At 72.3% G+C, this 19,747-nt stretch carries 13 protein-coding genes; 7 read left to right on the top strand and 6 right to left on the bottom strand.

All coding sequences use genetic code 11. From position 1 onward, the window contains the following. Nucleotides 1–17 precede the first annotated feature (17 nt). The 4 genes from OG875_RS08730 to OG875_RS08715 form a co-directional block, all read right to left on the bottom strand. A complete protein-coding gene (locus tag OG875_RS08730) occupies nucleotides 18–3,917 on the bottom strand; it encodes a multifunctional oxoglutarate decarboxylase/oxoglutarate dehydrogenase thiamine pyrophosphate-binding subunit/dihydrolipoyllysine-residue succinyltransferase subunit (RefSeq protein ID WP_330173646.1) in 3,900 nt (1,299 codons plus the stop codon). A 305-nt stretch (nucleotides 3,918–4,222) separates the two neighbouring features. After that, nucleotides 4,223–5,245 carry a HAMP domain-containing sensor histidine kinase gene (locus OG875_RS08725; protein WP_330177664.1) on the bottom strand — a complete coding sequence of 341 codons (1,023 nt, stop codon included), beginning with the start codon at nucleotides 5,243–5,245 and terminating at the stop codon, nucleotides 4,223–4,225. A 188-nt stretch (nucleotides 5,246–5,433) separates the two neighbouring features. After that, nucleotides 5,434–6,171, bottom strand: a complete 738-nt coding sequence (locus OG875_RS08720) for a response regulator transcription factor (RefSeq protein ID WP_023538700.1) — start codon at nucleotides 6,169–6,171, stop codon at nucleotides 5,434–5,436. A gap of 108 nt (nucleotides 6,172–6,279) precedes the next feature. Then, the gene (locus tag OG875_RS08715) at nucleotides 6,280–7,044 is read right to left on the bottom strand and encodes a spermidine synthase (RefSeq protein ID WP_330177663.1); all 765 of its coding nucleotides are present in this window, start codon (nucleotides 7,042–7,044) and stop codon (nucleotides 6,280–6,282) included. Between the two features lie 360 nt (nucleotides 7,045–7,404). Between OG875_RS08715 and lon the strand changes: the two genes are divergently transcribed. Further along, a complete protein-coding gene (gene lon / locus OG875_RS08710) occupies nucleotides 7,405–9,831 on the top strand; it encodes an endopeptidase La (RefSeq protein ID WP_330173645.1) in 2,427 nt (808 codons plus the stop codon). A gap of 185 nt (nucleotides 9,832–10,016) precedes the next feature. Further along, a complete protein-coding gene (locus OG875_RS08705; RefSeq protein ID WP_443079082.1) occupies nucleotides 10,017–10,499 on the top strand; it encodes a MarR family winged helix-turn-helix transcriptional regulator in 483 nt (160 codons plus the stop codon). A 458-nt stretch (nucleotides 10,500–10,957) separates the two neighbouring features. Here OG875_RS08705 and OG875_RS08700 read toward each other — a convergent pair whose 3' ends face one another. Beyond that, a complete protein-coding gene (locus OG875_RS08700) occupies nucleotides 10,958–11,740 on the bottom strand; it encodes a protein phosphatase 2C domain-containing protein (protein WP_330173643.1) in 783 nt (260 codons plus the stop codon). 447 nt (nucleotides 11,741–12,187) lie between these two features. On the opposite strand from OG875_RS08700, the gene OG875_RS08695 reads away from it, so the two are divergent. The 5 genes from OG875_RS08695 (at nucleotide 12,188) to OG875_RS08675 (ending at nucleotide 18,235) form a co-directional block, all read left to right on the top strand. Beyond that, nucleotides 12,188–15,232, top strand: coding sequence for a sensor histidine kinase (locus OG875_RS08695; RefSeq protein ID WP_330177662.1), 3,045 nt, complete (start codon nucleotides 12,188–12,190; stop codon nucleotides 15,230–15,232). Continuing rightward, a complete protein-coding gene (locus OG875_RS08690) occupies nucleotides 15,229–15,699 on the top strand; it encodes a roadblock/LC7 domain-containing protein (protein WP_330173642.1) in 471 nt (156 codons plus the stop codon). The genes OG875_RS08695 and OG875_RS08690 overlap by 4 nt, the downstream gene beginning before the upstream one ends. Then, on the top strand, nucleotides 15,696–16,130 hold the full coding sequence (locus OG875_RS08685; protein WP_330173641.1) for a DUF742 domain-containing protein: 435 nt from the start codon (nucleotides 15,696–15,698) through the stop codon (nucleotides 16,128–16,130). Before OG875_RS08690 ends, OG875_RS08685 begins: the two co-directional genes overlap by 4 nt. 127 nt (nucleotides 16,131–16,257) lie before the next feature. After that, a complete protein-coding gene (locus OG875_RS08680; RefSeq protein WP_330177661.1) occupies nucleotides 16,258–16,875 on the top strand; it encodes a GTP-binding protein in 618 nt (205 codons plus the stop codon). Between the two features lie 43 nt (nucleotides 16,876–16,918). Next, on the top strand, nucleotides 16,919–18,235 hold the full coding sequence (locus OG875_RS08675) for a styrene monooxygenase/indole monooxygenase family protein (protein WP_330173640.1): 1,317 nt from the start codon (nucleotides 16,919–16,921) through the stop codon (nucleotides 18,233–18,235). Nucleotides 18,236–18,248: 13 nt separating this feature from the next. Here the strand turns inward: OG875_RS08675 and OG875_RS08670 are convergent, their stop codons facing one another. After that, nucleotides 18,249–19,637 (bottom strand): C40 family peptidase, encoded by a 1,389-nt coding sequence (locus OG875_RS08670; RefSeq protein ID WP_330173639.1) that lies wholly within the window; start codon nucleotides 19,635–19,637, stop codon nucleotides 18,249–18,251. Between the last annotated feature and the right edge of the window lie 110 nt (nucleotides 19,638–19,747).

Here is a 19,747-nt window from a genome sequence, read left to right as displayed (position 1 = left end):
CGACGGCCGTCACGGTGTCAGGCGTCGAACACCTCGGCCGCCAGCTGTGCCTGCTCCGCCTGGTGGCGCTTGGCGGAACCGACCGCCGGCGACGACGACGCGGGCCGCGAGATACGGCGCAGCCGCTCCTCGTGCGGGATGTCGGCGCCGACCGCCAGGTCCAGGTGGTCGATCAGGTTGAGCGCGATGAACGGCCACGCGCCCTGGTTCGCCGGCTCCTCCTGCGCCCACAGGTACTTCTCGGCGTTCGGGTACTTGGCGATCTCCGCCTGGAGCTCGGCGCCCGGCAGCGGGTACAGCCGCTCCAGCCGCACGATCACCGTGTCCGTCAGACCGCGCTTCTGCCGCTCGGCGTCCAGGTCGTAGTAGACCTTGCCCGCGCAGAAGACGACCTTGCGGACGTCCGCCGGGTTGATCGTTCCCGCCTCGGCCATCGAGTCGCCGATCACCGGGCGGAAACCGCCGGTGGTGAACTCCTCGATCTTCGACGTGGCCGCCTTGAGCCGCAGCAGCAGCTTCGGGGTGAAGACCACCAGCGGCTTGTGGTGCGGGTTGTGGACCTGCCAGCGCAGCAGGTGGAAGTAGTTCGACGGCAGGGTCGGCATCGCGACCGTCATGTTGTTCTGCGCGCACATCTGGAGGAAACGCTCGGGGCGCGCGGACGAGTGGTCCGGGCCCTGGCCCTCGTACCCGTGCGGCAGCAGCAGCGTGACGCCCGAGGTCTGGCCCCACTTCTGCTCCGCCGACGAGATGAACTCGTCCACGACCGTCTGCGCCCCGTTGACGAAGTCGCCGAACTGCGCCTCCCACATGACCAGCGACTCCGGGCGGGCCAGCGAGTAACCGTACTCGAAGCCCATCGCCGCGTACTCGCTGAGCAGCGAGTCGTACACGTTGTACCGGGCCTGCTCCTCGGACAGGTAGAGCAGCGGTGTGTAGTCCTCGCCGGTCTCCTGGTCCACCAGCACCGCGTGGCGCTGGCCGAACGTGCCGCGGCGGGTGTCCTGGCCGGACAGCCGGACCGGGGTGCCCTCCATCAGCAGCGAGCCGATGGCGAGGGTCTCGCCGGTGCCCCAGTCGATCGTGCCGTCCTCCACCGACGCCGCGCGGCGCTGCATCTGCGGCATCAGCCGCGGGTGCACCGTGATGTTGTCGGGGATGCTGACCTGGGACTCGGCGATGCGCTTGACGACCTCCTGCGAGATCGCCGTCGTGACCGCGACCGGGAACTCGGCCTGGACGTCGGGCACATGGGTCGGCGCCGGGTGCGAGGTGGCCTCGCGGACCTCGGCGAACACCTTCTCCAGCTGGCCCTGGAAGTCCTGGAGCGCCTGCTCGGCCTCTTCCAGCGTGATGTCGCCCCGCCCGATCAGCGACTCGGTGTAGAGCTTGCGCACCGAGCGCTTCTTGTCGATCAGGGTGACCATCTGCGGGTTGGTGAACTGCGGGTTGTCGCCCTCGTTGTGACCGCGGCGGCGGTAGCAGATGAGGTCGATCACGACGTCCTTGTTGAACGTCTGGCGGAACTCGAACGCGAGCCGCGCCACCCGGACGCACGCCTCCGGGTCGTCACCGTTGACGTGGATGATCGGCGCCTCGATCATGCGCGCGACGTCCGTCGCGTACATGGAGGAGCGCGACGCCTCCGGGGCGGCGGTGAAGCCGACCTGGTTGTTGATCACCACGTGCACGGTGCCGCCGGTGCGGTAGCCGCGCAGCTGCGACATGTTGAGCGTCTCGGCGACCACACCCTGGCCGGCGAACGCCGCGTCGCCGTGCAGGGCGACGGGCAGCACCGTGAAGTCCGTGCCCGCCTTGTTGATGATGTCCTGCTTGGCGCGCGCGATGCCTTCGAGGACCGGGTCGACCGCCTCCAGGTGCGAGGGGTTCGCGGCCAGCGACACCTTGATCTGCTCGCCGTCGAGACCGGTGAAGGTGCCCTCGGCACCCAGGTGGTACTTCACGTCGCCGGAGCCGTGCATCGACTTCGGGTCGAGGTTGCCCTCGAACTCGCGGAAGATCTGCGCGTACGACTTGCCGACGATGTTCGCCAGCACGTTGAGCCGGCCGCGGTGGGCCATGCCGATGACGACCTCGTCCAGCCGCGACTCGGCCGCCGAGTCGATGACCGCGTCGAGCAGCGGGATGACGGACTCGCCGCCCTCCAGCGAGAACCGCTTCTGGCCCACGTACTTGGTCTGGAGGAACGTCTCGAACGCCTCGGCCGCGTTCAGCCTGCGCAGGATGCGCAGCTGCTCCTCGCGCTCCGGCTTGGAGTTGGAGCGCTCGATGCGGTCCTGGAGCCACTTGCGCTGCTTCGGGTCCTGGATGTGCATGAACTCGACGCCGGTGGTGCGGCAGTACGAGTTGCGCAGCACGCCCAGGATGTCGCGCAGCTTCATCATCGACTGGCCCGCGAAGCCGCCGACCGCGAACTCCCGCTCCAGGTCCCACAGGGTGAGGCCGTGCTCGGTGATGTCCAGGTCGGGGTGCTTGCGCTGGCGGTACTCCAGCGGGTCGGTGTCGGCCATGACATGGCCGCGCACCCGGTAGGAGTGGATCAGCTCGAAGACCCGCGCGGGCTTCGTGACGTCCTCGTCGTGCGACGCGTCGATGTCCTTGAGCCAGCGGACCGGCTCGTAGGGGATCCGCAGCGCCTTGAAGATGTCGTCGTAGAAGTCGTTCTCGCCGAGCAGCAGCTGGCTCAGGACACGCAGGAACTCGCCCGACGCGGCACCCTGGATGACCCGGTGGTCGTACGTCGAGGTCAGCGTCATGACCTTGGAGATGCCCAGCTTGTTCAGGGTGTCCTGCGAGGTGCCCTGGAACTCCGCCGGGTAGTCCATCGCGCCGACGCCCAGGATGAGGCCCTGACCGGGCATCAGACGCGGCACCGAGTGGACGGTGCCGATGCCGCCCGGGTTGGTCAGCGACGCGGTGACCCCGGAGAAGTCGTCCATCGTCAGCTTGTTGCCGCGGGCGCGGCGGACGATGTCCTCGTACGCCTGCCAGAACTCGAAGAAGTTGAGCGTCTCGGCCTTCTTGATGCCCGCGACGACGAGCTGGCGGTCGCCGTTCGCCTTCACCAGGTCGATGGCCAGACCCAGGTTGACGTGCTCCGGCCGGACCAGGGTCGGCTTGCCGTCCTTCTCGGTGAAGGAGCAGTTCATCGACGGCATGGCCTTCAGGGCCTGCACCATCGCGTACCCGATGACGTGCGTGAACGAGATCTTCCCGCCCCGCGCCCGCTTCAGGTGGTTGTTGATGACGATGCGGTTGTCGAAGAGCAGCTTCACCGGGACGGCGCGCACGGACGTGGCCGTGGGCAGCTCCAGCGACAGGTTCATGTTCTTGGCGACGGCCGCCGACGGGCCGCGCAGCGTCACGAACTCGGGGCCGCCGGACTCCTCCCCGGCGGGCTCCGCGGCCTTCTCGCGCGCGGCGGGCTTCGCGGCCGGCCGGGCGGCGGCGGGCGCCGGCGCGGGAGCCGCGGCGGCGGGCTTCGCCGGAGCGGCGGGGGCGGCGGCCGGCTTCGCCGGGGCCGCCGGCGGCTGGGACTCGGCCCGGGGGGCCTGGGCCTGCGCGGGAGCGGCGGCGACGGGCTTCGCCGGGGCGGGCGGAGCCGTGGTGTCGGCGGCGGACGGGGCGGTGGTCTGCGGGGCGCTCACCGCGGCCCCCGCGGCCGCGGGGGATGCCACGGCCGGCTCCGGGGATTTTTCCGCCGCGCCGGTGCTGCCCGGCTTGTAGTCGGCGAAGAAGTCCCACCAGGCACGGTCGACCGAATTGGGGTCCTGGAGGTACTGCTGGTAGATCTCGTCGACGAGCCACTCGTTGGGCCCGAAGGCGGCGGCAGGGTTGTTCTCCTGACCCGCTTGATCGGTCGAGACGCTGGAGTTACTGGGGGACTGAGACGACACGGCGGCAACCGCCCTCTTCCGCTTCACAAGGTGATGGACAGCGGGAATCAAGGCTACGCCTACCGGACCGGGAGGAGCAGACCGGGCCGGGTCAACGTCACGCAAGTCACACCGGAATGCTGGTTTCGGCGTTTGAATTGGCGGGAAACAAACCCGGTTTCCCTTCCTGCTGTCCTTCGGACCACGGAGACACCGCACCACCGGCCCGGCACGTCCGGCCCGCGTACGAGGCCGGACAACCGTCCCGTCCCGGCCGGATCCCGTGGGAACCGACACGTCCGGTGTCTCCAGTGCGAAACCCTACGTCAACCCCGCGCCCGAGGGATTCCCGGAAGTGTCACCTGGATGAGGCATCCGCGTACGGATTCGGCCACCCCGATGCGCCCGCCGTGCAGATCCACCGCCCAGCTCGCGATCGCCAGCCCCAGCCCCGTACCGCCGTCACTGCCCGGCCCGTGCGGCGACGGCGAACTGCCCCGGTTGAACCGCTCGAAGACCCGGTGCCGCTCCTGCTCCGGGATGCCCGGCCCCTCGTCCTGGATCTCCAGGTCCAGCGACTCGGGACCGTGCCCGCGCCGCGCCCGCACCGTGACCCGGCCGTGCGGCGGGCTGTGCTTGACCGCGTTGTCGATGAGGTTGGCCACCACCTGGTGCAGCCGCTCCGCGTCCGCGTGCGCCGTCAGCTCGGGCGGCGACACATCCAGATGCAGATGTACGTCCGTCCGGGTGTGATTGCCCGAACCGGAACTCAGCCCGCGCTGCGAGGCCGCGAGATTGGCCTCCTTCAGCACCCCCGACAGATACGGCCACACCTCGAAGCGGCGCGCCTTGAGCGGCAGTACGCCGTTGTCCAGCCGGGACAGGTCCAGCAGCGTCTCGACCAGCCGGCCCAGCCGCTCCGTCTGCTTCAGCGCCGTACGCATCGTCTCCGGGTCGGCGGCGGACACCCCGTCCACCACGTTCTCCAGCACGGCGCGCAGCGCGGCGATCGGGGTGCGCAGCTCGTGCGAGACGTTCGCGACCAGCTCCTTGCGGTGCCGGTCCACGGCCTCCAGGTCGTCCGCCATCCGGTTGATGGTGGAGGCCAGGTCGCCCAGCTCGTCGCGGCGGTCCGCGCCGCTGACCCGCCGCGTGTAGTCGCCGTGCGAGATGCCCTTCGCGACGGTGTTCATCTCGTCCAGCGGCGCGGTCAGGCCGTGCGCCACGAACTGGGTGATCAGCAGCGTCGCGATCATGGAGAAGACCGTGATGAAGCGCAGCTCGGTCTCGGTGCGCAGCGCCACCATCAGCAGCCCCGTGGTGATGAGCACGGAGACCACGACGAGCATGCCGAGCTTCGTCTTGATGGAGAACGGCCGCAGCCCGCCGGTCTCGGGCCCGCCCAGCGCCTGATGCCCGGACCGGATACGGGCGGGGCCCTTCCGCGCGGGGCGCGGCGCGCGCGGCGCACGGCCACCGCAGACCGCCGTCCCCCCGGGGCTCTCGGCCCTGTCCTCCCCGCCGACCGGCGACCGGCTCATGGCGCCGGTGTCTCCAGCGCGTACCCGACCCCGTGCACCGTACGGATGCGCTCGGCGCCGATCTTCCGGCGCAGCGCCTTGATGTGGCTGTCGACCGTACGGGTGCCCGAGGCGTCCGCCCAGTCCCACACCTCGGCCAGCAGCTGCTCCCGCGACAGCACGGCACGCGGGGTGTTGGCCAGACAGACCAGCAGGTCGAACTCGGTGGGCGTCAGGTGCACGTCCTCGCCGCGCACCCGCACCCGGCGCTGCGCGTGGTCGATCTCCAGCTCACCGAGGCGCAGGATGCCGCTGCGGGGCGTCACGGCGGCGAGCGCCGCGCGCTCCACCCGGCGCAGCAGGACATGCACCCGGGCCGCCAGCTCCCGCATCGAGAACGGCTTCGTCATGTAGTCGTCGGCCCCGACGCCGAGGCCCACCAGCATGTCGGTCTCGTCGTCGCGCGCCGTCAGCATCAGCACGGGCACGGGGCGCTGCGCCTGGACACGGCGGCAGACCTCCAGGCCGTCGAAGCCGGGCAGCATCACGTCGAGCACCATCAGATCGGGCTGCCACGCCTCGGCGGCGTCCACGGCGGCCGGGCCGTCGACCGCGGTCTGGACGACGAAGCCCTCGGCGCGCAGCCGGGCCGCGATGGCGTCCACGATCGTCGCGTCGTCCTCGACCACGAGCACCCGGCGCTGCGCGCCGGGAGTGGCCGCGACCCCGTTCTGGCTGGTGTGTGTCTGCTCCATCGCCCCGCCCCTGGTACGTTCCGCGATCCGTGTTCCTGGGACTCCCGCCCCGTGCGGAGGCGTATCCCGTGTGTGGGGAGCAGCGTAGAGGCACCGGAGGGGTCCCGGCTACGCAGGGCGAATGCCGAGATGCACCACGTCAGGCACTCCCCGGGCAACTGTGATCTCTTCCGTCCTAACCCCGGTGAAACCGGCATTCCGCAGCGCTTCCTCGAACGCGGGCGAGGGCTGCGCGGACCACACGGCGAGGACGCCGCCGGGATTGAGCCGCTCCAGGCAGGCGGCCAGTCCGCCGGGCGCGTAGAGGCCCGCGTTCTCGTCGGTGACGGTCCAGCCGGGCCCGTTGTCGATGTCGAGACAGAGGGCGTCGTAGCGGTCGATGTGCTCGCCGGTCTCCCGCGCCTCCTCGGTCGCCGTACGGAGGTGGCCGACCAGGTCGGTGTGGAGGATCACCGTGCGCGGGTCGCCGAGCGCGGCGCCGGAGATACGGGCGAGCGGCCCCCTGTGGTGCCAGTCGATGACGGCCTGTTCGCGCTCCACGACCACGATCCGGCCCCAGCGCGGGTCGGCTGCGGCGTGCGCGAGGGAGAAGCCGACGCCGAGCCCGCCGATGAGCACGGTGGGCCGGCCGTCGCGGCGGTCGGGGGCGAGGCTCGCCTGCGCGGCGTCGATCAGCAGCCGCTCGGAGCGCCCGTCGGAGGTGTCCATCAGGAACGTGCCGTTGGCGATGATCTCGTGGACGTCCCCGCTGTCGGCGCCGTCGCCGGGCCGCCGCCGCAGGACGATCTCGCCGTACGGCCCGTCCCGCCGGTCGAGGGTGACGGGGCGGCCGTCGCCGCTGTCGGACAGGGGGCCGGGCGCGGGATCGGACAAGCGGTCGGACAGGCGGTCGGGCGCGGGGTCGGGCACGGGGAAGTCTCCTTGTTCTCTGTTGGTTCTCCGTGTCCACCGCGTTCTGCGCGTTCTGCGCGTTCTGCGCGCCGAGCACGTCGTACGCGCCGCACGCGCCGTGCGCCGTCACGGGGACCGGAACCAGGGCCATCCTCGCGGGGGCGCGGGGGCGCGGCCAAACCGGTTCGGGAGGCGTGTGCCCGGCGGAGGTCCGGACAGTCCGGACGGTCATGGCGCCGGGATCGCTCAGAGCGAACACCCTCCCCCCGTATCGGGGAACAACCCCGGGCTCATAAGCATTGAGTCTGCATAGCTCAACTTTTTGCTGCCGAAGGGGAGACCATGGCTGCCACGTCCACACCGCTCACCCTGCCCGTGCTGCCGCTCGACGACGAGGTCGTGCTGCCCGGAATGGTGGTGCCGCTGGATCTGTCCGACGCCGACGTGCGGGCCGCCGTCGAGGCCGCCCAGGCCGCCGCCCGTGACACCCCCGACGGGGGGAAGCCGAAGGTGCTGCTCGTGCCGCGGCTGGACGGTGCCTACGCCGGGACCGGCGTCCTCGGGACGGTCGAACAGGTCGGCCGGCTCTCCGACGGCGACCCCGGCGCCCTGATCCGCGGCCGGGGCCGCGTCAGGATCGGCTCCGGTACGACCGGGCCCGGCCGGGCCCTGTGGGTGGAGGGGTTGCCGGTCGAGGAGACCGTTCCCGACCCGCTGCCCGGGTCCGTCACCGAACTGATCAAGGAGTACAAGGCCCTCGCCACCGACTGGCTGAAGAAGCGCGGCGCCTGGCAGGTCGTGGACCGGGTCCAGCAGATCGACGACGTCTCGCAGCTCGCCGACAACGCCGGTTACTCGCCGTTCCTCAGCACCGCCCAGAAGGTCGAGCTGCTGGAGACCGCCGACCCGGTCGCCCGGCTGAAGACCGCGACCGACCAGCTCCGCGAGCACTTCGCCGAGCAGGACGTCGCCGAGTCCATCGCCAAGGACGTCCAGGAGGGCGTCGACAAGCAGCAGCGCGAGTTCCTGCTGCGGCGCCAGCTCGACGCCGTACGCAAGGAGCTGTCCGAGCTCAACGGCGACCCCGGCGACGAGTCCGACGACTACCGCTCCCGGGTGGAGGCCGCCGATCTGCCCGAGAACGTCCGGGACGCCGCGCTCAAGGAGGTCGACAAGCTGGAGCGGTCCTCCGACCAGAGCCCCGAGGGCTCCTGGATCCGCACCTGGCTGGACACCGTCCTCGAACTGCCGTGGAACGAGCGGTCTGAGGACGCGTACGACATCCGGGGCGCCCAGCGCGTCCTCGACGCCGAGCACGCGGGCCTGGAGGACGTGAAGGAACGCATCACGGAGTACCTGGCTGTCCGCAAGCGCCGCGACGACCGCGGCCTCGGCGTGGTCGGAGGCCGCAGAGGCGGCGCCGTCCTCGCCCTCGTCGGCCCGCCCGGCGTCGGCAAGACCTCGCTCGGCGAGTCCGTCGCGCACGCCATGGGCCGTTCGTTCGTGCGTGTCGCGCTCGGTGGTGTCCGGGACGAGGCGGAGATCCGCGGCCACCGGCGTACGTACGTGGGAGCCCTGCCCGGCCGCATCGTGCGGGCGATCAAGGAGGCCGGTTCGATGAACCCGGTCGTCCTCCTCGACGAGATCGACAAGGTCGGCTCCGACTACCGGGGCGACCCGGCCGCCGCCCTCCTCGAAGTGCTCGACCCGGCGCAGAACCACACCTTCCGCGACCACTACCTGGAGGTCGAACTCGACCTCTCCGACGTGGTCTTCCTCGCCACCGCGAACGTCCTGGAGGCCATCCCCGAGGCACTGCTCGACCGGATGGAACTGGTGCGGCTCGACGGCTACACCGAGGACGAGAAGGTCGTCATCGCCCGTGACCACCTGCTGCCCCGGCAACTGGAGCGGGCCGGTCTGGAGACCGGCGAGGTCGCGCTGGAGGACAGCGCGCTGCGCAAGCTGGCGGGCGAGTACACCCGCGAGGCGGGCGTACGCAACCTGGAACGCTCCATCGCCAGGCTCCTGCGCAAGGTCGCCGCACAGCACGAGCTGGGCGAGCGCGAACTGCCCCTCTCCGTGGGAGACGGCGATCTGCGCGGCCTGATCGGCCGGCCGCACCATGTGCCCGAGTCCGCCCAGGACCCGGCCGAGCGCCGCACGGCGGTGCCGGGCGTGGCCACCGGTCTCGCCGTGACCGGCGCGGGCGGGGACGTCCTCTTCGTGGAGGCGTCGCTGGCCGACCCGGAGACCGGCGGATCGGGGCTGACCCTCACCGGCCAGCTCGGCGACGTCATGAAGGAGTCGGCCCAGATCGCGCTCTCCTTCCTGCGCTCGCACGGCGCCGAACTGGAACTGCCCGTGGCCGACCTGAAGGACCGGGGCGTGCACATCCACTTCCCGGCGGGCGCGGTGCCCAAGGACGGCCCGAGCGCGGGCGTGACGATGACCACGGCGCTCGCGTCGCTGCTCAGCGGACGTCAGGTCCGTACGGACGTCGCCATGACCGGCGAGGTCTCGCTGACCGGGCGGGTCCTGCCCATCGGCGGGGTCAAGCAGAAGCTGCTGGCCGCGCACCGGGCGGGCATCACCACGGTGGTGATCCCGAAGCGGAACGAGGCGGACCTGGACGACGTCCCCGCCGAGATCCTGGACAAGCTGGAGGTCCACCCGGTGACGGACGTACGCCAGGTGCTGGAGCTGGCTCTCTCGCCGGCGACGGCGGAGAAGGCCGGGACGGCCGGCGAGATCCCCCTCGCCGCGTAGGAACGGACGGCTGAGCGGACCCCCGGCACCCGGTGCCGGGGGTCCGCCGCGTCCACACGGAGGGAGTCGGGCCCCGTTTGTCGCCGCTGGTATAAACCTGCGAAAGAATGACAGTGCTGCGGCGACGGGCCCGGCGGACACCTTCAGGAGCGGGAAAGCGCGCGATGGTCGCTACGAGTGCTGACGTGCACGGAGACGGTACGGCGGGAGAACCCGGCCCGGCCCGGAAGGGCGAGGTGGACCGCGAATTCCTCGCCCTGGAACGCGAACTGGCCGTCTTTCTGCGGCGGGCCAGGGCCAACTCCGGGGAGATGGCCCGCGAGGTCCACCCCGAGCTGGAACCGGCGGCCTACGGACTTCTCGTACGGCTGGAGGAGACCGGCCACCAGCGCGCCACCGATCTCGCCGTCTACTTCGGGGTCGGCAAGGCCACCATGAGCCGCCAGCTGCACGCGCTGGAAGCACTCGGCCTCGTCACCCGCGAACCCGACCCGGCCGACGGGCGCGCCTCCCTGGTCCGGCTCACCGCCGAGGGCGTCGAACGCTTCCGCCGGGTACGGGACGCGCGGCGCGAGCGGTACGTACGCAAACTCGCCGACTGGGACCGCTCCGAGGTCGCCGAACTGGCCCGCCTGCTGCACCACTTGAACGCCCGCGCGGAGAGCTGATCGAGGCCCCCGCCGCGAAGGACACCCCGGCCGTGTAACGCCGTCCGCCGTAGGGCCCGCCGTACCCCCGCTGCGGACCGGCCTGGTGCCGGGTGTACGCGGCGGCGGGCGGCGACGCGACCGCGAGGTGCCGTGCGCGTGTGGCGCGCCGGGCGGGACGTGTCGGGTGGGACCTGTTGGGCGGGGCCCGGGTGGTGCCGTCCCGGTGGCGCCGTCCGCCCGCAGGGACCACCGTGCGCCCCGCTGTGGACCGGCCCCTGCCTCGTCGGCGCGTGCGAGCGGGGTCCGGTGTGCGGGCGCGCGGCGGAGAACCTGCCTCGTGCCGGGTGTACACGGCGGTCGGCTCCGACACGACCGCGAGGTGCCGTGCGCGTGTGGCGCGCCGGGTGGGACGTGTCGGGCGGGGCCCGGGTGGTGCTGTCCGTCCGCAGTACGGGGCCCGACCCCACGCACCGGGCCTACGGCTCGACGTACACGACCGTCGCGTCGTCGTACGGCTTGCCACGCCGGAAGGCCGCCCCGTCCGGGTCCGCCGACTCCGCCGCCCGTACCCGGTCGATCAGCTCCTGTGGACCGCTCTTCCTGACGAGCGCCAGACAGTCCGCCCAGTCGCCCTCCCGGAACACCTCCACCCAGCGCGCCGCCCCGTCCGTCAACGCCACGACGGCGCGCACGTCCGCTGCGGGCGTGCGCCCCGTCACCGCCTTGGCCGCCACGCCCGGGTCCACCGCCGCCGTGAAGAAACCGCCCTTCGCGTTGCGCAGCGCGTCCGTCGCCGCCGCCCGTCGGCGCACCTCGCGCGGAACGCGGTCCAGCCGGTCGTCCACGACCGCCCGCACCTCGCCGTCCGGCGACTCCAGCAGGAGCGTGGAGTCGGACAGCACGAGATGCTCGACGGTGTCCGCGTCCCAGCGCACCATGACGACCGTCGCCTGCGGCGTACGGGGGTGAGAAAGGTCACACGTGTCCCGGTGGGCGTCGGCGGTGCGCCGGATCGACTCCGCCAGGGCGTCGGCCAGGGACAACTCACGACGTGACGCCGACAGTTCGGTCAGTGCCCCGCCCAGGCGCGCGGTGAACCAGGGCACACCGTGCGCGCAGCCGTCGCCGTCCGGCGGAGGCGTCACGCCGTCCAGCGCGATGAGCGTGCCGCCGCTGCCCGCCGAGGGCGCGGCCACGGCCGTCCAGTCCTCGTTGGGTCGCGGATGGCTGCCGGGCGCGGTGGCGATGTCGATACGCATGACCGCCAGTCTGCCCGAGCCCGCGCCAGGCCCCGGGTGCCCTTCACCCTTCCGCGCGCCCGCGCCCGGGACGCACCCCGGCGCGCACCGGTTCCCGCCGCGCGCCGTGGCGTACTCCCGGCGCGCTCCCGGTACGAGGCACCGGGCGCGCGCCTCCCACCGGGGCCGGGAACGGTCCGGTCCGTGACGGTGCGGCCGGGCATCCTGCCAAAGCTCACGCGTAAGTTCCAACCGCCCCACGGTGCACACCCGTAGCGCGCGCCCGCGCGAGTTGTTCGCCAACTCCACCTTGATGTTCACTCGTTCAGGTGGCGGAGCGGCCGATACGCGCCCCCTCCGAGAAACGCTGGAATGGTCGGAAGCCGTGCCAGGGGTTGAGGAGGTCTCCGGATGTGACCGGACGCCGCCTCTGCCTCGTGGGCGGACGAGTCGAGAATGCGAGCACCGGTGCAGAAGAAGCGGCCTCGGGGCAAGAGCGGCACGCGCGGCGGGTCCCAGGGCCCGGCAGGGCCCCGTAAAGCGGTGACGGCCGATTCCGCCGAGGTGCCCGGGGCTCCCGCCGGGAAGCGCGTACGGGTACGGAGCCGGCTGGTCGTCGCGGTCGCCGTCGTCGGCGCCACCGTCGTGGCGGCGGGCATGCCCGCGATCCTGGGTTCCTCCGCCGAACTGAACGACGCCCAGCGCCTGGTGACCCTCGCCGAGCTGAACCGCCAGTCGGCCGTGCTGGCCCACTCCCTCGCCGACGAGCGGGACGACGTGGTCGTCCACATCGCCGCCGGCCGCGAGGAGGCCGCGAGCGGCGAGTCCGACAGCGGCGCGGAGAACAGCGACGGCGGAGAGAACGGCGACGGGGACGAGAACAGCGACGGGGACGAGAACAGCGACGACGCGCCCGGCGCCGCCGCCGCTGCCCGCGTCGACCGGCAGATCGACGAGATCGACGCGTCCGCCTCCCCCGGTCTGCGCCGCGACCTGTCCACCGTCCCGTCCATCCGCCGCACCGCCCTCACCGGCAAGGGCACGGCCCTGGAGGCGTACCAGGCGTACACGGACGTCATCGCCAAGCTCCACGCCGTCGGCGACGAGGTCGCCGAGAAGACACCGCCCGGAACCGCCCAGGGCACCCGCGCCCCCGCCGCCCTCGGCCGCGCCGTCGAGCAGGCGTCGGCCACCCGGGGTCTGCTGCTGGCCGCGCTCGCCGTTCCGGAGCCCCGCAGCGCCGAGCCGGAGTTCGACCCCGTCACGGGGCTGCCCGTCGAGGCGGACGACGCCGACGCCGCCGGGAACGACCGGGCGCGGGACGAGCTGAGCGCCGCCGCCCAGCAGGCCCGCGTCCACGAACTCGCCTCCCTCGCCGACTTCGACCAGGCGGCGGGCGCCGAGGCGCGCGAGTCCCTCGCCACGACCGTCACCGGGCCGGACGTCACCGCGGCGGAGAAGTATCTGACCCGCCTCGCCGACAGTCCCGAACTCTCCGACAGCGACCGCGACGCCAACCGGGAGAAGGTCGAGGCGTCCCTCTCCAGCCGGATCGAGCAGATGCGCGGCGTCGAGTCCGGCATCGGCTCCAGCGGGCTCAAGAGGCTGGAGCAGCTCCGCGACGACGGGGTGACCTCGCTGGAGCTGAGCATCGCGCTCCTCGGCGGCCTGCTGATCGTCGCCGTCGGCGCGTCCACCGCCGTGGCGCGCACACTCACCCGGCCGCTCGCCGTGCTGCGGATCGGCGCCGCCCGGATCGCCGCCGCGCCCGCCACCGAGGAACCTGTCCGCTTCACCGGCCGCAACGACGAGTTCGGCCAGGTCGTACGGTCGCTCAACGACCTGCACGCGCAGTTCCTCGACGTGTCGGCCCGCGCCGAGAAGCTCGACAGCGACCGCACCGGACTGATCGGCGCCCGGCAGTCCGTGGCCGACCAGCGTGCCGAACTCCAGGAGCGCACCGCCGGGATCACCGCTCAGCTGGAGGCGCTGCGGCACACCGTGCACGACACGTTCGTCAACCTGTCGCTGCGCTCTCTGGGCCTGGTGGAGCGTCAACTCGGTGTCATCGAGGGCCTGGAGGAGCGCGAGCAGGACCCGGACCGGCTCGCCGTCCTCTTCCGGATCGACCACATGGCGACGGTCATGCGCCGCCACAGCGAGAACCTGCTGGTGCTCGCCGGACACGAGTACGGGGGCACGTACGCGGGCCCCGTACCGCTCGTGGACGTGCTGCGCGCGGCCGTCAGCGAGATCGAGGAGTACGAGCGGATCACCATCCGTTCGCTGCCGCCCCACGCCCAGCTGGCCGGCTTCGCCGCGGACGACATCAGCCACCTGGTCGCCGAACTCCTGGAGAACGCCACGTCGTTCTCGCCGCCGGACGCCCATGTCGAGCTCTCCGGCTGGCTGTTGGAGAACGGCGACGTGATGCTCTCGGTGGAGGACAAGGGCATCGGCATGCCGGCCGAACGGATCACCGAACTCAACGAGCGGTTCGCCGACCCGGAGGGCTACCGGCCGAAGCCGGCCGTGCCGGGGAAGCAGGCGAAGTCCGGTAAGCCGGCGAAGTCCGCGAAGGCCGTGACCGGCGGTGCCAAGAGCGAGGGCACGGGCGAGGGCACGGGCGAGAACGGCGCGGTCGAGGCCGACGGTAGCGGGCTCGGCCTGCGGGTCGCGTCGCTGCTCGGCACCCGGCACGGCGTCGGGATCAGCTTCCGGGAGAACCCGCAGGGCGGGCTCGCCGCGGTCGTCGTCCTGCCGGGCGCCCTGCTGCCGACCGTCCCGCCGGTCGCCGCCCCGCACCAGACCCCGGCGGCGGGCGCGGCCCCGGCGCTGCGGCTGCCGGGATCGGCGGCGGAGGTCAACTCCAACCAGCTGCCCGGCCGTTCGGACCAGGAAGCGCGGGAGTCCGCCGACGACCCGTACGCGATCGGTCCCGACAGCCACGAGCGCGTCGCGGACATCGCGGCCGACGAGGACGGCGACGACGCCGGTACGGACGTGACAGGCCCGACAGCCGACACGCCGGAGCCCGCCACGGAGCCGGCCTCCGGATCCGCCGCCGCCCTCGCGACCGAGGCTGACGCGGACCCCGTCACCGATCCCGTCACCGACACGGGTCTGCCGAAGCGCACCCCCAAGGTCCTCAAGGCCGACGACACGACGGCCGGCCGGCCCGGTAGCGTCGACGCGGACGCGCTGCGCCGCAGGCTCGGTGGCTTTCACCGAGGAGCCAAGGACGGCAGGCGCGACGCCGACGCCGAGCTCCTGGAGCAGACCGAAGTGACCGTGACGCAGACCGAAGTGACACCGGATCAGAATCAGGACCGTGTTCCGGACGGGATTCAGAACCGGATTCAGGACCAGGATCAGAAGCAGGACCAGAAGCATGCTCAGAGGCAGAAGCGCTCGCCTCGGAACAGTTCAGTACCGCGGCAGCAGAACGCGGCGGAGGGGACCGACGTACGTACGGATGACTCGGGGGAGACTGTCGAGGAGGCACGAAGTTGACCGCGACCGGCACATTCGGACTGAGCAGTGAGGCCCGCAACCTCCACTGGCTGCTGACGAATCTCGTGGAGGAGGTGCGCGGCGCACGCTCCGTCGCCGTCGTCTCGTCCGACGGACTGCTGCTGCTCTCCTCGGACCCCGCACGGCACGAGGCCGGGGACGACGGCGGCCCGCGCGCCTCCAGCGCCGACCTCGCGACGATCATCTCCGGCATCAGCAGTCTCACCCTCGGCGCGGCCGAACTGATGGACCGGGGCGGTGTGAAGCACACCATGGTGGCGATGGCGGAGGGCAGTGTCTTCGTCATGTCGATCAGCGACGGCTCGCTGCTGGGCCTGCACGCCGGCGCCGAGTGCGACATGCACGCCGTGGCGTACCACATGGCGATGTTCGTCGGCCGGGCCGGACACCTCCTCACGCCCGAACTCCGCACCGAACTGCGCAAGTCGATGGAGAGCGCCCGATGACATCGGTGTCGGCGGCCGGACCGGCCCACGGACCGCCCGCGCGCGGACTTCCCGTGCGTGTCCCGGACCGCCGCGTCGCCCGCGTCCGCCCGTACTCCCTGACCGGCGGCAGGACCCGTTTCGGCCATGTGCTGCTGGTCGAGACGTTCGTCGCCGCGCTGGACGCCCCGGACGAGCGCAGGGAACTGGCGAGCGGCGCTCTCACCTCGCGCGTCATGCCCGAGATGCGCGCCATCGTGGAGTTGTGCCGGCGGATGCGGACCGTCGCGGAGGTCTCGGCGCTGCTCAAGATGCCGCTGGGGGTCGTCCGGGTGCTGCTCAGCGACCTGGCGGACCAGGGCCGGATCCGGGTGTACGGGACCGGCCACGGCAGCGACCACCCGGACCGGGCGCTGCTGGAAAGGGTGCTGGGTGGACTCCGCCGCCTCTGACACGTCCGGCGTACCCGGTGTACCAGACGTGTCCGGTGTCCCTGACGTGTCCGCCGGGTCCGGCCCTGTACCCGACGTGTCCGGTGTCCCTGACGTGTCCGCCGGGGCCGGACCGGTCGGCCTCCCCCTGGGCCCCGTCCCCGTTGTGTCCGGCGAGGCCGAAGAGGGCCTGCGCGCCTGGCAGTTGGACCGCACCCGGGCGCCCATCGCCACGAAGATAGTGGTCGCGGGCGGCTTCGGCGTCGGCAAGACGACCTTCGTCGGCTCGGTCTCCGAGGTCAGACCGCTGCGCACCGAGGCCGTCATGACCCGCGCCAGTGAGGCGACCGACGACCTCACGGCCACCCCCGACAAGTCCACCACCACCGTCGCCATGGACTTCGGCCGTCTCACCCTCGACGACGACCTGGTGCTGTACGTCTTCGGCACGCCCGGCCAGCAGCGCTTCTGGTTCATCTGGGACGACCTGGTGCGCGGCGCCATCGGCGTCGTCGTACTGGCCGACACCCGCCGTCTCGCGGACTGCTTCGGCGTGCTCGACTACGTCGAGAACAGCGGCCTGCCGTACGTTGTCGCCGTCAACCACTTCGAGGGCACACCGCTGTTCGACGCCGAAGCCGTACGCGAGGCGCTGTCCGTGCCGCCGCACGTACCCGTGACGGTCATGGACGCCCGCCGAAGGATCGCCGTCGTGGACACACTGCTGGCCCTGGTGGCCCACGCCGCCGACGCGGCACCCGAATAGCCCGGCCGCAGCACGTCGGGCAGCAGCAAACGGAGAACCCGCCATGCGGAAGATACTCGTCGTCGGGGCCGGACAGTCCGGCCTCCAGCTCGCCCTGGGACTCCAGTCGTACGGGTACGAGGTCACCCTGCTGTCGAACCGTACGGCGGACGAGATCCGGTCCGGCCGGGTGATGTCCACCCAGTGCATGTTCCACACCGCGCTCCAGCACGAGCGCGATCTCCAGCTCGCCTTCTGGGAGTCCCAGGCGCCGCGCGTCGAGGGCCTCGGCGTGTCGGTCGGCGCGCCCGACTCGACCCGCGCGGTCGACTGGGTCGGCCGGCTGAACGGCTTCGCCCAGTCCGTCGACCAGCGGGTGAAGATGGCCGGCTGGATGGAGACCTTCGCCCGGCGCGGCGGCCGGCTCGTCATCCACGGGGCCGCCGTGTCCGATCTCGACTACTTCTCCCGGGCCTACGACCTTGTCCTCGTCTCGGCCGGGAAGGGCGAACTGGTCGCGATGTTCGGCCGGGACGCCGCCCGCTCCCCGTACGCCGCGCCGCAGCGGGCGCTGTCCGTCGCGTACGTGCACGGAATGGCGCCGCGCCCCGAACACCCCGGGTTCGACGCCGTCCGCTGCAATCTCGTCCCCGGTGTCGGCGAACTGTTCGTGATGCCGACACTGACCCTGACCGGCCGCGCGGACATCCTGTTCTGGGAGGGCGTACCCGGCGGCCCCGTCGACGCCTTCCAGGGCGTCAAGGACCCGGCCGACCATCTGTCGCTGACGCTGGAGCTGATGGAACGGTTCACCCCGTGGGAGTACGCGCGCGCCACCAAGGTCGAACTGACCGACGCCAACGCCACACTCGTCGGCCGCTACACCCCCACCGTCCGGCACCCCGTCGGACGGCTGCCGGGCGGCGGACTCGTCCTCGGTGTCGCCGACGTCGTCGTGGCGAACGACCCCGTCACCGGACAGGGCTCCAACTCCGCCTCCAAGTGCGCCGCTTCCTATCTGGACTCGATCGTGTCGCACGGCGACCGCGAGTTCGACGAGGCGTGGATGCGGGCCACGTTCGACCGCCACTGGGAGAGCGCGCGGCACGCCACCCGCTGGACGAACGCGATGCTCGCCCCGCCGCCGAAGCACGTGCTGAAGGTGCTGGAGGCGGCGGAACGGCTCCAGCCGGTCGCCGACCGGTTCGCGAACGGCTTCGACGACCCGTCCGATTTCGCCCACTACTTCTACGACCCGGAGAAGGCGGAGGCGTATCTCGCGCGGGCCGCTCGGGCGGAGACCGACCGGGCCGCCGTGTCCGGGGACGCGCCGGAGGGCGGGGACACCCCGGCGGGGGACGGGCGGGCCTCCGGCGGCTGATCCGGTACGGCGGTCAACTTCCCGAAACGGTGCCCGAGTTGTTGCCGGTGTCCGCGCCCTCCGTGGCACCGGACGGCAGCGCCGGGGGTGTGTACGACTCCACGTCCAGCGCCCCGGCCGCCGGGTCCGGCCGCACCGCGCCGAGCAACGGATTCGACGCGAGGGGCGAGACCTTCACCCGCGCTCCGGGGCGCGGGGCGTGGATCACCATCCCGTCACCCAGATAGACCGCCACATGGGTGGCCTTCGGGAAGTACAGGACCAGATCGCCGGGGCGCAGTTCGCTCAGCCGCACCCTCGGCAGTTCGGCCCACTGCCGCTGGCTCGTCCGGGGCACGTCCACCCCGGCGCGCGCCCAGGCGCGTGAGGTCAGCCCCGAGCAGTCGTACGCGTCCGGGCCCTCCGCGCCCCACCGGTACGGCTTGCCGATCTGCTCCGCGGCGTACGCCAGGGCCTCCCGGCCCCCGGCCGACGGCGCCCGCAGGCTCCCGCCGGGGCGCGCGGGCGCGGTGGTCCCGCCGGGGGACGCGGGCGCGGCGGTGCCGCCGGGGCCGAGCGCGCCCGAGGTGACCAGCTTCCGCTGGGCCCGGTCGGTCTCGGCCTTCTCGCGCTCGGCGATCGCCGCGATCTGACCGTCGCTGAGCGAGGCGAGCATCCGCTCCACGTCCGCCAGCCTCGCGCGGACCGCGTCACGCTCCTTCCGCTCTTTGGCGGCGAGCGCCTGCTGGTCGGCGAGGGCCTTGCGGGAGCGGGCCGCGAGGGTGTCGGCGCGCCGCTCGCCGTTGGTCAGCCGCGCCACGGTGGACAGCCGCGTGCGCTGGGCGCGGTCGATCAAATGCTTCTGATCCAAGGCGTGTTGCGGATCGCGGGACAGCAACAGCGCCACGTAGGAGGAGAGTTCGGAGGTGCCCTGGTACTGCTGGCGGGCGAGCTGTCCGGCCTGGGCGCGGCTGCGGACCAGCGCCTCGCGTGCGTCGGTCAGACCCGTGCCCACGTGGCGCAGCTCGGCACGCGTGGTGGCGAGGCGTACCGAGGCGGCGTTGTACGACTCCGTGGCCTCCTCGGCCCGCTGGTACAACGTCCGCAGCTCGGTGAGGAGTTCGGCCACGCCGCGCGGTGATCCGTCGTCGCGGGGAGCGGCGACCGGCCCCCCGGCCGGGTCCGGGCCCGCCCCGGCCCCCGCCTCGCTGCCCGTCCCGGAGCTCGATCCCGTGGACGGCCCGGTGGACGGCCCCGTGGACGGTCCTGCGCTCGGTCCCGTGGACGGCCCCTGGTTCGCTCGCGCGATCCGCCCCGGCCCGGCCCCCGGGCCCGGTTCGGCTCCGGCGGGCGCGGCGCAGGGGACCACCGCCAGGACGGCGAGCGCGGCCGTACAGACGGACCGCAGTGTGTTTCCTGACATGCCCTCACCTCGGTTCACGGGACGGCCTGTTGTCCGGCCTCCCGGTGATGATGGGGCGTCAGCTGTCCCGCTTCCGTGTGCTTACCGCACAATTGGGCGACTTGGCGGCA

Source organism: Streptomyces sp. NBC_01498 (assembly GCF_036327775.1).
GTDB lineage: Bacteria > Actinomycetota > Actinomycetes > Streptomycetales > Streptomycetaceae > Streptomyces.
The sequence above is the reverse complement of the archived record's forward strand: the minus strand, read 5'-3'. Positions and strand labels throughout refer to the sequence as shown.

Coding starts and splice junctions, on each gene's coding strand:
- OG875_RS08725 (WP_330177664.1), bottom strand. CDS start 5,245: ATGCTCGTCGTGGTCTCCGTGCTCATCACCACGGGGCTGCTGATGGTG.
- OG875_RS08720 (WP_023538700.1), bottom strand. CDS start 6,171: ATGGAGCAGACACACACCAGCCAGAACGGGGTCGCGGCCACTCCCGGC.
- lon (WP_330173645.1), top strand. CDS start 7,405: ATGGCTGCCACGTCCACACCGCTCACCCTGCCCGTGCTGCCGCTCGAC.
- OG875_RS08700 (WP_330173643.1), bottom strand. CDS start 11,740: ATGCGTATCGACATCGCCACCGCGCCCGGCAGCCATCCGCGACCCAAC.
- OG875_RS08685 (WP_330173641.1), top strand. CDS start 15,696: ATGACATCGGTGTCGGCGGCCGGACCGGCCCACGGACCGCCCGCGCGC.
- OG875_RS08675 (WP_330173640.1), top strand. CDS start 16,919: ATGCGGAAGATACTCGTCGTCGGGGCCGGACAGTCCGGCCTCCAGCTC.
- OG875_RS08670 (WP_330173639.1), bottom strand. CDS start 19,637: ATGTCAGGAAACACACTGCGGTCCGTCTGTACGGCCGCGCTCGCCGTC.